General features: G+C 67.0%; 16 protein-coding genes. 10 read left to right on the forward strand and 6 right to left on the reverse strand.

Going from position 1 to position 14,534, the window contains the following annotated elements; genetic code table 11:
* Nucleotides 1-20: 20 nt before the first annotated feature.
* The gene (locus A5733_RS17670) at nt 21-593 is read right to left on the reverse strand and encodes a Uma2 family endonuclease (protein WP_076241049.1); all 573 of its coding nucleotides are present in this window, start codon (nt 591-593) and stop codon (nt 21-23) included.
* A gap of 136 nt (nt 594-729) precedes the next feature.
* On the opposite strand from A5733_RS17670, the gene A5733_RS17675 reads away from it, so the two are divergent.
* From A5733_RS17675 to A5733_RS17690, 4 genes are all read left to right on the forward strand, one after another.
* Nucleotides 730-1,083 (forward strand): helix-turn-helix transcriptional regulator, encoded by a 354-nt coding sequence (locus A5733_RS17675; protein ID WP_142254054.1) that lies wholly within the window; start codon nt 730-732, stop codon nt 1,081-1,083.
* Nucleotides 1,074-1,559 (forward strand): SRPBCC domain-containing protein, encoded by a 486-nt coding sequence (locus A5733_RS17680; protein ID WP_076241051.1) that lies wholly within the window; start codon nt 1,074-1,076, stop codon nt 1,557-1,559. Before A5733_RS17675 ends, A5733_RS17680 begins: the two co-directional genes overlap by 10 nt.
* A 221-nt stretch (nt 1,560-1,780) precedes the next feature.
* Nucleotides 1,781-2,047 (forward strand): hypothetical protein, encoded by a 267-nt coding sequence (locus tag A5733_RS17685; RefSeq protein WP_067771912.1) that lies wholly within the window; start codon nt 1,781-1,783, stop codon nt 2,045-2,047.
* 107 nt (nt 2,048-2,154) lie between these two features.
* Nucleotides 2,155-2,964 (forward strand): Ig-like domain-containing protein, encoded by an 810-nt coding sequence (locus A5733_RS17690; RefSeq protein WP_067771915.1) that lies wholly within the window; start codon nt 2,155-2,157, stop codon nt 2,962-2,964.
* Between the two features lie 128 nt (nt 2,965-3,092).
* Here the strand turns inward: A5733_RS17690 and A5733_RS17695 are convergent, their stop codons facing one another.
* Together A5733_RS17695 and A5733_RS17700 are read right to left on the reverse strand one after the other, a co-directional pair.
* The gene (locus A5733_RS17695; protein WP_076241053.1) at nt 3,093-3,593 is read right to left on the reverse strand and encodes a hypothetical protein; all 501 of its coding nucleotides are present in this window, start codon (nt 3,591-3,593) and stop codon (nt 3,093-3,095) included.
* Nucleotides 3,594-3,825: 232 nt separating this feature from the next.
* Complete coding sequence (locus tag A5733_RS17700) at nt 3,826-4,617, reverse strand: DUF732 domain-containing protein (protein ID WP_231965757.1); 792 nt, start codon at nt 4,615-4,617, stop codon at nt 3,826-3,828.
* Between the two features lie 242 nt (nt 4,618-4,859).
* On the opposite strand from A5733_RS17700, the gene A5733_RS17705 reads away from it, so the two are divergent.
* From A5733_RS17705 to A5733_RS17715, 3 genes are all read left to right on the forward strand, one after another.
* Nucleotides 4,860-5,504 (forward strand): hypothetical protein, encoded by a 645-nt coding sequence (locus A5733_RS17705; RefSeq protein ID WP_076241054.1) that lies wholly within the window; start codon nt 4,860-4,862, stop codon nt 5,502-5,504.
* Nucleotides 5,497-6,654 (forward strand): PrsW family glutamic-type intramembrane protease, encoded by a 1,158-nt coding sequence (locus A5733_RS17710; protein WP_067771930.1) that lies wholly within the window; start codon nt 5,497-5,499, stop codon nt 6,652-6,654. Before A5733_RS17705 ends, A5733_RS17710 begins: the two co-directional genes overlap by 8 nt.
* A 65-nt stretch (nt 6,655-6,719) precedes the next feature.
* Entirely contained in the window at nt 6,720-7,559 is an 840-nt protein-coding gene (locus tag A5733_RS17715) for an SDR family oxidoreductase (RefSeq protein ID WP_076241055.1), read from the forward strand.
* Here the strand turns inward: A5733_RS17715 and A5733_RS17720 are convergent.
* A complete protein-coding gene (locus tag A5733_RS17720; RefSeq protein ID WP_076241056.1) occupies nt 7,556-8,575 on the reverse strand; it encodes an AraC family transcriptional regulator in 1,020 nt (339 codons plus the stop codon). The genes A5733_RS17715 and A5733_RS17720 overlap by 4 nt on opposite strands.
* Before the next feature lie 116 nt (nt 8,576-8,691).
* Here A5733_RS17720 and A5733_RS17725 point away from each other — a divergent pair, with 116 nt between their 5' ends.
* The 3 genes from A5733_RS17725 to A5733_RS17735 are packed head-to-tail and all read left to right on the forward strand — an operon-like array spanning nt 8,692 to nt 11,545.
* Nucleotides 8,692-9,414: a hypothetical protein gene (locus tag A5733_RS17725; protein WP_076241057.1), complete on the forward strand. Its 723-nt coding sequence runs from the start codon at nt 8,692-8,694 to the stop codon at nt 9,412-9,414.
* An 8-nt stretch (nt 9,415-9,422) separates the two neighbouring features.
* A complete protein-coding gene (locus tag A5733_RS17730; protein ID WP_233152720.1) occupies nt 9,423-10,229 on the forward strand; it encodes an SDR family oxidoreductase in 807 nt (268 codons plus the stop codon).
* Between the two features lie 2 nt (nt 10,230-10,231).
* A complete protein-coding gene (locus A5733_RS17735) occupies nt 10,232-11,545 on the forward strand; it encodes a lipase family protein (RefSeq protein ID WP_076241059.1) in 1,314 nt (437 codons plus the stop codon).
* On the opposite strand, the gene A5733_RS17740 is transcribed toward A5733_RS17735, so the two are convergent.
* Together A5733_RS17740 and A5733_RS17745 are read right to left on the reverse strand one after the other, a co-directional pair.
* Complete coding sequence (locus A5733_RS17740) at nt 11,511-11,993, reverse strand: hypothetical protein (RefSeq protein ID WP_067771942.1); 483 nt, start codon at nt 11,991-11,993, stop codon at nt 11,511-11,513. The two genes, A5733_RS17735 and A5733_RS17740, sit on opposite strands and share 35 nt — an antisense overlap.
* The gene (locus tag A5733_RS17745) at nt 11,990-14,428 is read right to left on the reverse strand and encodes a molybdopterin oxidoreductase family protein (protein ID WP_076241060.1); all 2,439 of its coding nucleotides are present in this window, start codon (nt 14,426-14,428) and stop codon (nt 11,990-11,992) included. Before A5733_RS17745 ends, A5733_RS17740 begins: the two co-directional genes overlap by 4 nt.
* Between the last annotated feature and the right edge of the window lie 106 nt (nt 14,429-14,534).

Consider the following 14,534-nt stretch of genomic DNA (forward strand, 5'->3'; position numbering starts at 1 on the left):
TGGGTTAGCGATCCGCTCGCTCAGGGTTGGATGAGTTCGTCGAGCGTGAAGTCGAGTGCCACCGGATCGGTGGTTCGTACCCGTTCGGCCACAAGGCTTTCGGTGCGCTGATAGGTGTCATCGGACAGCACGTGGGTGAGGAAGCGCTCATCTGCGTCCGCGTCGAGGTCGATGATCCAATAGTGCTCGATTCCGGCCTTCGCATATTCGTAGAGCTTCATCACCCGGTCGGTACGGCGCGACCCGGGTGAGACGATCTCGATGACGAGAGCGACATCCGCCGCATCTACTCGCACGGGATTGCGGTCCACGACGCTGCGGTTCACCACGACGAGGTCAGGGTCCCGCACCGTCGGGGGAAAACGCGTCTCCACGGTGATCTCGACTTCCTGCAGGACTACGAGTGAGTCTGGTCGGTGTTCGTCGAGCAGTCGAGTGAGGTTCTTGGACACGATCTGGTGAAGCGGACGTGGCCGCGGTGTCATGACGATGCCCCCCTCGACGAGCTCCCAGCGCCGCGACTCGTCGAGTTCGAGTGCGTCCCACTGTTCGAGCGTCACCAGGTCACGGGGCAATTCGGCCAATCCCGTCACGCTGCACCTCCAGGGCCACTTCTTGAGAAGGCTACGCCCGGACACGGGTCCGCTCATAGGCGAAGCGTCCCACTCGCTACCGACAAAGGCTGCCGAGTCTTGACAACATACAACCAATCGGTTGTATGTTGGAGTGGTGACCGAAAGCGACGAGGACCGGGCCGACGCCCTGTTCCACGCGCTCGCCGACCGGACCAGGCGCGACATCATGCGCCGGGTCCTGGCCGGGGAGCATTCGGTCTCGGGACTCGCGGCGAAGTACGACATGAGCTTCGCCGCGGTGCAAAAGCACGTCGCCGTGTTGGAAAAGGCCGGCCTGATCACCAAGCGGCGCAATGGTCGTGAGCAGTTGGCCAGCGGCGACGTCGAGGCGGTGCGGTCGGTGGCGGTCATGCTGACTGAGCTGGAACAGGTTTGGCGTGGACGCATCGCACGTATCGACGAACTCATCGCATCCGATCCGAACAAGGAGAACCCACCATGCCCGTGACCGACGTCAAACACGACATCGACGCCCTGACCCTGACCATCACCGCCGAGTTCGCGGCACCGGTGCAGCGGATCTGGCAAATCTATGCCGATCCCCGGCAGTTGGAGAAGGTGTGGGGCCCGCCGAGCTACCCGGCGACGGTGGTCGACCACAGCCTCACCCCCGGCGGCCGAATCACCTATTTCATGACCGGACCGGAGGGTGACAAGCACGCCGGATATTGGAATGTCACGGCGGTCGACGAGCCGAGAAGCTTCGCTTTCGACGACGGATTCGCCGACCTGGACTTCAATGCGAATCCCGACATGCCGGTGTCCAAAAACGTCTTCACGTTCACCGAGCACGACGGCGGTACGCGCGCGGTCTACGTCAGCACCTACGCAACCGCCGAAGCACTCCAGCAAGTGCTGGACATGGGCGTCGTCGAGGGCGCCTCATCGGCGATCAACCAGATCGACGGACTGATCTTGGCCTGATCCAACCTGACTTCCGGGGGTGGCCACGACGGGCACAGCAAAGAATGGCCTCATGTGAGAAATGTGAATTGCGTCTCTGTTGAAGCACATTCGATGTGGAAAAGCTCTCTAAGAGTGATCCTTAATGTGTCCACGGCCAACTCGAAGCGCCGCCTCAGTTTGGCCGGACATGCTGGGCACAGAGGCGATGTTTCGTGAAGCTCTGCTGGAGGTCATCGAAAATGACGACTAATGCTGTCGGCTCGACTGTCATCGAGTTGGCAACGCACCCCGTCTGGTGTTCGTCGCAGCAGTACTCCCGCGAGCTCGCCGAGGCCCGTCGCCGCCATCCCTCGTCGTATCGACTCGATACGGAAACCCACGACACCGAAGCCGACGGGCTCGATTCGCAGCTGTCGTCGAGCCAGCGGGCCGGTGCGCGGGTGATCACGCTTGCGTGTGCGCGCGGTGCACGGCTGAAGGCCGTCCGTGCCGTGGCCGAACCGTGATGAACACTTGACCGAATTGCCCCGTGTAACTACACATTCGGGCGCCTGCGGCCCCATACCATGACAACGTTCAAGACCATGGGGGCATCGCAGAGGGAATCGGTTGGATGCGCGCGGCTGTTCAAGGTGTTCTCGTAGTGGTCGTGGTCGCCATGACCTACTTCTCTGGTGGTGCCGACAGGGTCGACACCGCGGCAGTCAGCCTGCCGCTGACGTCAACCATCGAATCGATCGCGCCGACCGAAGGCGGCGCCGTCGGGGTGGGCCATCCCGTGGTGGTGACCTTCAAGAATCCGGTGAGCAACCGCGCAGCGGTCGAACGGGCCATCGGCCTCAAGACCACACCGGCGCGCACCGGCACCTACGAATGGCTCGACAACAAGGTCGTGCAGTGGACGCCGGCTGAGTTCTGGCCGGCGCACAGCACCGTGATGCTGTCGGTCGGCGGTATGCGGACGCAATTCCAAACCGGCCCAGCCGTCATCGGGGTCGCCGACATCTCCGATCACACGTTCACGGTGACGATCGACGGGATCGGCGAGGAACCACCGATTCCGCTGCCGGCACCACACCACCTCCCGCACGCGGGCGAGGACGGGGTCCTGCTGGCCTCCATGGGCCGCCCGGAGTACCCGACGCCGGTGGGCACCTACACGGTGTTGGCGAAAGACCGCACGGTGACAATGGATTCCAGCAGCGTCGGCATTCCCGTCGACGCGTCCGACGGGTACCTGTTGAAGGTCGATTACGCCGTTCGGATCACCCGGCGGGGCATTTTCGTGCACTCGGCGCCGTGGGCGGTGCCGTCGATGGGCCTGGAGAACACCAGCCACGGTTGCATCAGCCTCATCCCGGCAGCCGCCGAGTGGTACTTCAACACCGTCAACATCGGCGACCCGGTGATCGTGCAGGAGTAACGAACCCCGCTGTGGGGCAACGGGTTAACGGGTCTGAAGGGTTCGACAACAGAAGACAGTTCGGACAACAATTAAGGCGCCTGGCTCGTGAGCCAGGCGCCTTAATCGACGCTATCTGTGGGAGCCGCCTATCCGGTGGCCCCAGCTTCGGGTCCGGGCAGGGTCGGTGCACCGGCGACCGGTCCGCCTCCGGGGGAAACCGTCGGCACGCCCTTGCCGGTACCCGCGGCGACGGCGATCGGCGCGGCAGGGGCCGCGGCCGGGACGATGGGCGCGGCGGGGACCGGAGCGGCGGGCACCACGGGCACCGGGGGTGCCAACGGGACCGGGGGAAGGCCGACCGGGGGTGGGGCCAACGGCACCGGCGGCACCGCGGCGGGTGGGACCACCGGCACCGGCGGCACGGCCACCGGTGCGGCGGGGACGGCGCCGGCGGCTTCGACTGCCGCCGCCGCGCACACCGGCCCGCCGGGAGCGGCACCGGCAGCGCCCTCGAGGCACTTGTAACCGCCTGTGTTGAAGTTCAGAGCTGCCGCATGCGGGCTCATTGCGACTGCAGCCGCCAATGCCGTCGCGCACAGGCCGGCACTGACAACTGTTTTGACCGGGATTCGAGCAAATGTAGTCATCCCCGACGAGCTCCCTTGATCGGGCTGGAAAATTACAGCGGTGAAAATTGTGCAGAGCTGAACCGTAGAGCTGCCCGGAATCGGTGTCCATGCATGTTGTGAGATGGTTGCCGGGTTGACATGTGAGCGAGCCGGACTCGTGACCGGTCCGTTTTCAACCGGCGAGCTCCGTCACGGCGCGATCACCCGGACCGACCGTCCGAACTGCAAAGACGGGTCGCTCTCGCAAACCTCACTGTCCGAGCCGAACCTGAATACCTTTGGCCACAAGCTGTTCGAACGTGTAGGTGAACTCGCCACGATGTCCGACGGTCAGCACGTAGTGGTCCTGGCCTTCCGTCAGCCCGACGGTGAAGGAGAAGGTGCAGTTGGCCGGGCCGGCCTTGCCGGGCCCCAGGGTGGTGGCCGCCAGGACTTCGCCCTTGCCGCTCTTGACGGTGACGGGGGTGGTGGGGTTGACGTCGGAATAGCCGTTGGCGCCCTGGCACGATGTTCCGTCCACCGCGATGCCGTCCAGGCCGGCGTTGTCCAGCAGTATGAAAGTCCCGTTGACCGTGACCTTTTCGAGCACGCGAAAGCCCTGTGAGAAATGGGGACAGAAGGTGTCGACGGCGATCTTGTCGGCCATCGGCCCTTGTTGGGGGTCGCCGTCCTCGAGGTGCCGGCAGACCTGCCGCCCGTGGGCGACGGCGTTGGCGTCGGAGTTGAACTGATCGCTCAGCCCGGCATCTTTGAGCGCCGAGAGGTAACCGGCCTCCGGTGGCGGGGGTGGCCGCCGGCCTGCCACCAACAGGACCCAGACCACCGCGGCGGTCATCACGATGATCGCGGTCGCCGCGCCGGTGCCGAGCCACGTTGAGCGGATGCTCGATCTGGGCAGTTCGAGATAGTCCGGCAGCATCCGACCGCCGACCGGATCGGTCGTCGTGGCCCGGCCATCGCGAACCCGGTTCGTCGGATGCCCGGTGACGAAGTAGCGGCCCTCGTGCCGGGCCGTGGGGTCGGGGCGCCATCCGGTGGACACCGAGCCGTGCACCTGGCCACAACGACTACAGGTGCCGGCTGCGTCGAGATCTGAGCCGCAGTACGGGCACGTCATCCGCGCGCCATTTCTTGTCACCACCGTCCTCGGTACAGAACTGGATTATCGGGCTTTCGCTTCAAGTCAGAGCGTCTTTCGGGCGCGAAGCGGTCCGTTTGCCGATAATTTGCATTCGAAAAGACAATCTAGGTCTTTCGAATGTGAGGCGAGAGGTGTCGACACCGATGACAACCCCGACCGGTGGGCCCACCGCGGGCTATGAGCCGGATCCCCGATGGGTCCCCGTCGACCGCCGCTGGTGTGGTCTGGATCGGGTCACCCTCGCGCCGGCCGTCGCAGTGCTCGCCCTCTGGGTGCTGATGGCGGTCGTGATCCCCGTCGTCAACGACTCGGCCGACTACACCGAGCAGGTCACCGCCGGGGACGTCATCCAACTCTCCGACGACGTCACGTTCGTGCCGGAGCCCGGCTGGGGCATCACCGCCGGCGTGCGCCGCGGCGACGCACCGGCGACCGGCTATCCGGACACGGCGACCGTCGTCGACGGTGACACGTCGATGACGGTGGTCGCCAAGGAATTCGACGGGGACGAGGACGATCTGCTGACCCACATGGAAGCGGCCCGCACATCCGACGATGCGGACATCGGCAGCGGACCGCGTAGCACCGTGATCACCGACCAGGGCCGCACGGGCGTCACGGTGGAGCTCACCGACGCGGTCTCTCGGCAGGTGCTGGGTGCCTTCGTCATCGACGGAATCGGGATCAGGGTGCTGGCGATCGCACCGCCCGACGCCACCAACGATGACCGCGACGCCGTGGGCCGCATGATCCGAAGCGTCCGGCGAGAGGCGGTCGGCAATGACTGAAACTCAGGCGGCGCAGCGCGATCTGCTGGCCGCCCGGACCCGGGCGATCGACCTGTCCGGATGGCAACGACCCTTTGTGCTGTTCCAGCCGCGCAACCTCGCATTCTGGGTGTACGCCCTGTTGGTCGGCGGCGGCATCGCCGGCTTCATCGATCTGGTCGGCGGTTACGACTCGGCATCGGTGGTCAGTGCGGTGGTGGTGTTCAGCATCTACGCAGCGGTGTTCTGGTGGCTGACCCAGCGGGCCGACCGGTACACCGAACTACCCGGCAAGCTGATGGTCGCAGCCCTGCTGTGGGGCGGGTTCGCCGCGACGTGGGCGATGGCGGCGGTCGCCAATTCCGCGCTGGGTGACCTCTATGGCAAGGAGCTCGGCCAGCGCTGGGCCCTGGACTGGTCCGCCGGATTGTCGGCACCCGTCACCGAGGAGTTGGCGAAAGGGGCCGGCCTGCTGCTGTTGATCGCGTTGGCGCGGCGGATCATTCGTACCGCGTTCGACGGGTTCATCGTCGGGTTGCTGATCGGTCTGGGCTTTCAGGTGCTCGAAGATGTCTCCTACGCGCTGCGGGATGCGCCGGCGATGGGAGCGACGATCGTGCTGCGCATGGTCACCGGGGTCAGCGGTCATTTCGCCTACAGTGCGATCTTCTGCGCGGGTCTGGTCTATCTGATCGGCCGCCCGGCTGAACCGCGCAACATCCGGCGGGGGTTGGCCCTTGTCGTGACAGCACCTGTGCTGCATGGGTTGTGGGATTCAGCCGGAACGCTCGTCGGTGGAAACGTACTGCTGCTGCTCGTGTTCTGGTTGCTCATCGTGGCTGTCACCCTGACCGTGTTCGGCCGGGTTTTCGCGTGGGCGGTGCCGCGCGAACGGGCCCTGTTGCGTGACGTCATGGCCCCCGAGGCGGCCGCCGGCGTCCTCACCGAGGCCGAACTCGATGCCATGACCGGGAACCGGAAAGCTCGTCGGGCGTACCGCAAGGCCAATCGGCGCCCGCGACGGCAACGTCGCCATGCCAGGCAGATCATCGACGCTGCCTACGATCTGGCGCAGGAGCTGGCCCGGGCGCGCGGTGCGGAGACCGGCCGGGTGCAGTTCGCCCGGGCCGAGATCACCAGGATTCGTCACCACGAGCCGTCGCCGTGGTGAGGTGCTGAGCACCCGCACCACCCCCACCCGGACGCTGCCGATCGTTCACCGCTACCGTGCGGAATATGACTCGAGTGACGGTGATCACGGGTGGTGCCGGTGGCATGGGGTTGGCCACGGCCAAGGTTGTCGGTCGCGACCAGGCGGTGGTGCTGGCCGATGTGCGGCAGGAGCGGCTTGACGGCGCGGCCGCCGCGCTGAGCGAGCTGGGTATCGCGGCCACGATCGTGAACGCCGACGTCACCGATCCCGACGCTGTCGACCGGTTGTTGAAGACGGCGGCGGAGGTGGGCACGGTGAGCGCCATCATCCACGCGGCCGGGGTCAGCCCGAGCATGGGGGACGCCGAATACGTCATGCGGACGAACGCGCTGGGCACGCTGCACGTCAACGAGGCGTTTTTCGCCGCCGGCGGCGAAGGCTCGGCGATCGTCAACGTGGCCTCGATGGCGGCGCACCTCCTGCCCGAGGAAATCATTCCGGCGCAACACTTTCCGTTGGCGTTGCAGGATCAGGACCGCTTCCTCACCGAGATGTTGGCGGCCTGCGAGCTCGCCCCAGAGGAGATGCGCTCGGGCCTGTCCTATGCCATCAGCAAGGCCTTCGTGAAGTGGTACAGCTCGTCGCAGGCCGAGCGGTTCAACGCCCGCGGCATGCGGATCGTCTCGGTGTCCCCGGGGTCGATCGACACCGAGATGGGCCGGCTGGAGGAACAGGCCGGCGCGGGCGCCATGGTCGCCGACGCCGCGGTGCCGCGCTGGGGCAAGCCCGAGGAGATGGCCGATCTGCTGGCCTATTGCGCGAGTGACCGGGCGGGTTACCTCACCGGCACCGACATTCTCAACGACGGCGGCGTCGTCGCCTCGATGCGGGAGCGGGCTCGCCTGGCCGCTGCGGGCGGTTAGTCGGCTCGTCGCTGTGCGGCATAGGTGCTCGGCGGCGTCCCGTCCTTCCACCGCTTGAACGCGGCGGTGAAGCTGGGAGTGTCGGCGTAACCCAGTCGTTGGCCGATCTCGGCAACGCTGAGCGCGCCGATCGCCAGGAGTTCTTCGGCCAGACGTTCCCGTACCTCGTCCAGCAGGCTCCGATAGGACGTTCCCTCGCGTTCGAGGTGGCGGCGCAGCGTGCGCGAGCTCATGTGCAGCTCGTGAGCGATGACCTCCAGAGCCGGTGGCTGACTTGGTGTTTGGACCAGCCGGTCGCGGACCCGGCCGGCGTAGCCCGACCGGGCCAGACGCTCGGCCAGCAGCTGCCGGCACTGTTCCTCGGTGGCGGCTGCCGCGTGCGGGTCGGCCTGCGGTATGGGGAGGTCGAGGGCGTCGCGGTGTACCTCGATGAAATTCGCCTCGGCATCGAACACCGGGGGCTGCCCGAATACCCGGTAGGGCTCGAGCGAGACCGGTGTCGGAAAGGCGAAGTGCACCCGGCCCAGCGGCGCCGGATCGCCGGTGACCTGCCGGCCGAGATTGGCGATCGACGCGGTTTCCCGTTCGACGAAGAACCGGCGCACGTCGACCGGTAGGCGTGATGCATCCAGTACCAGGCGGACGTGATCGTCCCCGCTGACCAGAGACATCTCGGTGAAGGCGAACGTTAGGTCCACGTAGCGAAGTCCGACCTCGATCGCCGAGCGCACGGTCGGGCAACTCGAGAGCGCAAAACCCCAGATGCCGTGAGTCGTCAGGTGATAACGCATGCCGGCCTCGACGCCCAGTGCCGGTCGATCACCCAGCCCGGCAATGAGATTCTGGACGATACGCAGTTCTTGCCGGCCGGACACCGACGTCTGCGGATCGGCCAGCGGTCCGGCCTCCAGTCCGGTTCCCTGCAGGACCACGTCGGCCGGCAGCCCGTGCTCGGACCCGAGAGTGGTCAGCAGCAGCGCGCTCGCGGACGGGCGAGGCAAGTCGAGATCGGGCATCTGGCCGGGGCCACCTCCTGTCCGAAAATCCTATATTCCTGGCCCCGCATCGACTGTTGGTTGGGCGTCGGCAAACCTAGGGTTCGGGTACCGCCCCAGGTAAGTCAGGAGCCACCATGGTGTTGTCCACTGTCAAAGACGCCGCGATCCGGCTGATCCCCGCCCTGGATTCGCGCCCCCTGGTCACCGCCGCCGGGCCGTTCGACATCCCGATCCCCGATGTCGTCGACCTCGGCACGCCGATCGACACTCTCGACCGGATCCATCGCGCGGCCGGCGGACCCGGCGCAGCGCTGCGGATAGCGCGCACGGCCGGCACCGATTTCCGGCGAGAATTCGCCGCATCCGGGCGCGCCGCCCGGGTCTCGACCCACGACTTGGTGACGTTGCCGTACCCGACCAGGTTCGGACTGTGGCGGGCAGCAGTGACGCCCGCGCCTTTCCTGTTGATCACCAACCGCCCCGGGGTCGCGATCGTGCGCACCCCCGGGCACGCGACCGGCAACCAGACGTTGGTGCTCAACACCGACACCGGAATCTGGGCCATGTCGGAGAACGTCGTCGCCACCGAGTTGCTGACCCCCGAACACAGCCGCATCCCCGGCGTCGCCGGCTGGTCCCGTCGGTGGGGCCAGGAACTCATCCTCAACGCCAACACGATCGAAGCCACCGCAACCCAATACACCTCGTGTGTCTTGGAGAAGACGTTGGTCGATCGCAGCCAGGCCGACGAACGGTTCCTGCAGTTCTTCCCGACCAGCGAGCTGACCGCGAGCCCCTTCACGCCGGGCACCGCACCGACATTCACCCACCGCACACTGCAGGCCGGCGCCCGGTGAGCCGGTCGGTGCGGTACCGTGTCGTCGCGGTCACCGGCGGAGCCGCCGGAATCGGGCGCGCCATCGCCGAGCAGTTGGCGGCGGTCGGCGCGAAAGTGGCCATCGGTGATCGCGACGGCATCGGTGCCCGCCGGGCGGCCGCCGAGATCGCCGGCGACGTGGCGGGATTCGATCTCGACGTCACCGATACCGCCGCGTTCACCGCGTTTCTCGATGCGGTACAAGCGAAATGGGGCCGCGTCGATGTGTTGGTGAACAACGCGGGCGTGATGTGGGTCGGTCCGTTCGACGCGGAACCCGAGGAAGCCGCCCGGCGCCAACTCGACGTGAACCTGCATGGCGTCATCCGTGGTGTGAAGGCGGCCGCGCCCCTGATGCGGGCCCGCGGCAACGGGCACATCGTCACGATCGCCTCGGCGGCGTCGAAGGTGGCCCCGCCCGGTGAGGCCACCTACGCCGCCACCAAGCACGGTGTCCTCGGCTACCTGCGGGCCGTGCGGGCCGAACTTGCCGGCAGCGGAGTCGAGTTGTCGGTGATCATGCCCGGCGTGGTCGACACCGAACTGGCCCGCGGCACGGCGGCCGGCGCGGCCAAGCTGCTGCAGCCCGCCGACGTGGCTCGCGTGGTCGTCTCGGTGATCGAGCGTCCGCGCTTCGAGGTGACGGTGCCGCGTTTCATCGGCCCGCTCACGGCCATCGTCGAGCTGCTGCCCCAGGCGGCCCGCGATTTCCTGCTGGCCCGCATGGTGCCCAACCAGGTCGCCAGCGTCGACAAGCGGTCTCGAGACGACTACGAAAACGGCCAGTTCCGGTGAGGATGCGCAGCCGGCCGCTGCTGCCCGGAGCCGATCCGTTCCACCGACCGCCCGCCGGGTTCGAATCCCTGCCCCCGGGCACGGTGCTGCGCGCCCGCGAAGTGGAACTGGCCCTGTTCGGCCTGGTGCTGCAGAAGGTGTCGGCGTGGCAATTGTTGTACCGCAGTAGTGATTTGAATCGGCAGCCCGACGCCGCGGTGACCACCGTGCTGTTGCCCGCCACCGCCGATCCCTTTGCCCCGCGGCCGATCCTGGCATACCAGTGTGCGATCGACGCCGTCGTCGACCGGTATTTCCCGTCGTACGCCCTGCAGCGCGGTGCCCGATCACCCGGCTGCGTGCCGCAACTGGAACTCCTGGTGATCGCCAATGCGTTGCGCCGCGGCTGGGCGGTATCGATCGCCGACCATGAGGGCCACCGCGGGCATTTCGGCGCTCCGCGGGAACCGGGTTATCGGGTGCTCGACGGGATCCGCGCGGCGATGTCATTCCAGCCGCTGGCGTTGCGCCCCGATGCGCCGGTCGTGGTGTGGGGTTACTCCGGCGGCGGCATGGCCAGCGCCTGGGCGGTCGAGATGGCCGAGAGCTACGCGCCGGAACTCGACATCGTCGGCGCGGTGCTGGGTGCTCCGGTCGGTGATCCGGGCGAGACGCTGCTCAAGCTCAACGGGACCCGCCTGGCCGGGTTGCCCGTCATGGTCATCGCGGCGATCCGCCACATCTACCCGAACCTGAACCGGCTGATCGAGCGGCACGTGACACCGGCCGGGTTGCGTCGTCTCGACGAGATCGAGACGCTCGGCACCGTCGCGGCCATCGGCCGGTTCCGCTACGACGACCTCGACGATTACATCGACATCCCGCTGGCCGACCTGCTTGCGCTGCCCGACGTGGTCGCCGTCATCGATGACCTGCGGCTGGGGATGCACGTCCCGAACTGTCCACTGCTGGTGGTGCAACCGGTCAACGACCAGTTCGTCGACGTCGCCGATGTCGACGGGCAGGTGCAGCGCTATGTGGATGCCGGAGCGCACGTGCAGTATGTGCGGCACCGGCTCAGCGAGCACATCACCTTGATGCCGCTGTCGGCGCCGACCGCGTTGGGGTGGCTCACCGACCGTATCGAGGGACGACCCCTGCCCGCGCCGGCGATCACCACGGTGTGGTCGATTGCGGCCTCGCTCAAGGGAATACGCGGTTTGCTCGCCATGGCTGTGGTTGCGGTGAAAGTGGTGGCGGGTCGACGGCTGACGCCCCGGGCGTGGGACCGTCACGCGCCTTCTAGCTGCTCAAAGCCTGCGGTGACAGCTCTTTGAGCATGGCGTTGGCCCAACGCATCTGACGAAGCGTCTGCGGATGGCAGCGTTCGGTGAGGGTGAGCAGCTCGTGATCTTTGGTGGCCTGGGCGCCTTGGGAAAGCAACTCCCAGTCCAGAGACACGCCGGCCGCGTCGCGATGGACCCGGCGCAGGTCGGCCAGCAGCAGTAGGGCAGGTTCGGGACGGCGGCGCATCGCTGCGCTGAGCTGTTCCTGGATCCAGCGACTGACGCGCAGCCGACGGGTACGGCGGGACAGATGCAGCCGGTAGTGTCGGCCATGCTCGGCGAGCAGCTGCACGTGCTCCTCGGACCACCGGGCGAGGTCGTCGGCGAGGTGGGAGATGTCCTGATCGCTGTGGTGGCGGGCGGCGACGCGCCTGAGCTCGCGGGCCAGTGCGCCTTCACTGCGGTGAAGTTCGGCCAGCGCCAGCGCGATCTTGCTCATGGGCCCTCCGTCTCCTCGGTCACCTGCGCCGCAGCGCCGCCGGTGGTCGCGGGCACCGCCGCGGCCACGGGAGCCGACGCGGTGTTGGTCGGCGCCGGTGCGGGCCCGTGGCCACTGCCGACGCGGCGCACATGGGCCGCGGCGGTCTTGAAGATCGGCTGTTTGGACACCGGGTCCCAATCGGTGAGGGTGAGCTCGTTGGCGGCCCGGTGCCGCACGCCGGAGGTGAGATCTGAAGTGTCCCAATACCCGTAGTGGAACGGCAGGAAGACCACCCCGGGCCGGAGACCGGTGATACGCGCCGCGGCGACGACGCAACCCCGCGGGGTGCGGACCTCGACGAAATCTCCTTCGTCGATCCCGGCCTGGCGGGCATCGGCTTCCGAGATCTCGACCCATACCTGAGGTGCGGCGGCGTCCAGTTGCGGTGTGCGACCGGTTTTGGTGCGAGTGTGGAACTGAAAGACAGTGCGGCCGGTGATCAGCACGAAAGGGTAGTCCTGCGACGGCGGTTCGTGCGGCGGTACATACTCGGCGGCTTTGATGATGGCCCGCCCGTACGGGTTCATCGCGCGGTACTCGGTCGGCTCCAGAGGTGCGCCGGTGATCAGGTCCTTGCCGTAGGCCTCGCAATAGTCGGGGTGAGCCCAGAACTGCCCGTCGGCGTAGAGGCGTTCGCTGCCGTCGGGATTCTCTGCGTTGCACGGCCATTGGATGCCGCTGCCGCCGCGCAGCTTGTCGTACGTCAAGCCGGTGTAGTCACACGGCCGGCCCGCACTGCACCGCTTCCAGGCTTCGAAGGCTTCTTCGGGATTGGTCCACGGCGGCAGCGGGTGGCCGTCTTTGTCGCGGAAGTCCATGCGGCGGGCGTAGTCGAGAAAGATGTCGAGGTCGGCGCGGGCCTGCCCGGGTGGATCGATCGCCTTCTCCGAAAGATGCACGGTCCGATCGGCATTCGTGAATGTCCCGGTCTTCTCGGCCCACGCCGCTGCGGGCAGGACCACGTCGGCCAGCGCGGCGGTCTCGGTCAGGAAGATGTCCTCGACCACCAGGAAGAGCCGTTCCTGGGAAAGAATGTTGCGGATCCGGGCCAGCTCCGGTAGCGATACCGCCGGGTTGGTCGCGGTGACCCACAGCATGCGCAGCGTGCCCTCTTCGGCGAAGCGCAGCATCTGCATGCAGTGGGTCGGCGGGGCGTAGTGAGGGATCTGCATTTGGTCCAGGTTCCACAGTTTCGCCAGTTCTTCGATGTGGGAGTCGTTGGACCAGTTGCGAAATCCCGCGAGGTCGCCGTCGGCGCCGCATTCCCGGGTGTTCTCGGCGGTGGGCTGGCCGTTCATCTGAAGGATCCCGCATCCGGGTTTGCCGAGCAGACCGCGCACCAGGTGCACGTTGTTGACCTGCACGGCCGCCGCGGTGGCCTGGTGGGATTGGTAGAAGCCCTGCAGCACAGTGGACAACAGCCGGGGCGCGGTGCCGAGGATCTCCGCGGCGGCCTGCAACCGGGCCGGTTCGATCCGGCAGATTTCGGCCACCCGTTTCGGTGGGAACTCCGCGACCCGCTTGGCGAGCTCATGGAAGCCCACCGTGTGGGCATCGATGTAATCGTGGTCCACCCAGTCGTGGGCGAGGATCTCGTGCAGCAGTCCGTTCATCAACGCGACGTTGGTGCCCGGCAGCGGAGCCAGGTGCACGGTGGCGTGCTGAGCCACCAGCGTGGGCCGGGGGTCGACGCACACGATCGCCGGCGGGTCGGAGCCGGCCAGCCGGTCGAGTATCCGCATCCACAGCACGGTCTGGGTCTCGGCCACGTTGTGGCCGTACAGGGCGATCGCGTCGCAGTGGTCGACGTCGGTGTAGGACCCGGGCTGCCCATCGCAGCCGAAGGATTCCTTGAGTGCCTCACCGGCGGTGGCGGTGCACAACCGGGTGTTCCCGTCGACGTGGTTGGTGCCGATCGCCCCGTGCGCGATGACGCCCTGCGTGTAGTATTCCTCGATGAACAGCTGGCCGGAGGTGTAGAAGCCGATCGAGCTCGGACCGCGCTCGGCCAGCAGCGTCTTGCTCTGGTCGACGATCCGGCTCATCGCGGTGTCCCAATCGGTCTCGACCAGCTTGCCGTCACGGCGGATCAGCGGGGTGGTCAACCGGTCGGGTGAGCTGTTGGCCTGCCAGCCGAACAAGTCCTTGGGATCCACTCGGCCGTGGTTGACCCGGTCCACCCCGCGGCCGCGAACCCCGACGATGCGACCGTCTTTGACCGCGATGTCGACGCCGTCGCCGTTGGAATGCAGTACCGCCGCGGATTGCACCCACCGGTCCACCTGATCCGGGGACAATCCGCCGCCGAGGAAGGTGTCCACCCGGTGTGGCCACGGCTCCCCTTTGCCGTAGGGCGTTCTGACGCCCCACGGATCTGCAATACGATCACCCACCGCGAACAGGTACCCGAAGTGGCCTACCCCAAACCAGCCCGCCCCGGGGTGCAGTCCGAGCCGGGCTCGGGTACACCTCGAGTGGTGGGCAGACTGACGCCGCAGA

This window comes from Mycobacterium sp. NS-7484, from assembly GCF_001953975.1.
GTDB lineage: Bacteria > Actinomycetota > Actinomycetes > Mycobacteriales > Mycobacteriaceae > Mycobacterium.

Coding starts and splice junctions, on each gene's coding strand:
- A5733_RS17720 (WP_076241056.1), bottom strand. CDS start 8,575: ATGCCCGATCTCGACTTGCCTCGCCCGTCCGCGAGCGCGCTGCTGCTG.
- A5733_RS17725 (WP_076241057.1), top strand. CDS start 8,692: ATGGTGTTGTCCACTGTCAAAGACGCCGCGATCCGGCTGATCCCCGCC.
- A5733_RS17705 (WP_076241054.1), top strand. CDS start 4,860: ATGACAACCCCGACCGGTGGGCCCACCGCGGGCTATGAGCCGGATCCC.
- A5733_RS17715 (WP_076241055.1), top strand. CDS start 6,720: ATGACTCGAGTGACGGTGATCACGGGTGGTGCCGGTGGCATGGGGTTG.
- A5733_RS17710 (WP_067771930.1), top strand. CDS start 5,497: ATGACTGAAACTCAGGCGGCGCAGCGCGATCTGCTGGCCGCCCGGACC.
- A5733_RS17740 (WP_067771942.1), bottom strand. CDS start 11,993: ATGAGCAAGATCGCGCTGGCGCTGGCCGAACTTCACCGCAGTGAAGGC.
- A5733_RS17735 (WP_076241059.1), top strand. CDS start 10,232: ATGCGCAGCCGGCCGCTGCTGCCCGGAGCCGATCCGTTCCACCGACCG.
- A5733_RS17685 (WP_067771912.1), top strand. CDS start 1,781: ATGACGACTAATGCTGTCGGCTCGACTGTCATCGAGTTGGCAACGCAC.
- A5733_RS17690 (WP_067771915.1), top strand. CDS start 2,155: ATGCGCGCGGCTGTTCAAGGTGTTCTCGTAGTGGTCGTGGTCGCCATG.
- A5733_RS17680 (WP_076241051.1), top strand. CDS start 1,074: ATGCCCGTGACCGACGTCAAACACGACATCGACGCCCTGACCCTGACC.
- A5733_RS17695 (WP_076241053.1), bottom strand. CDS start 3,593: ATGACTACATTTGCTCGAATCCCGGTCAAAACAGTTGTCAGTGCCGGC.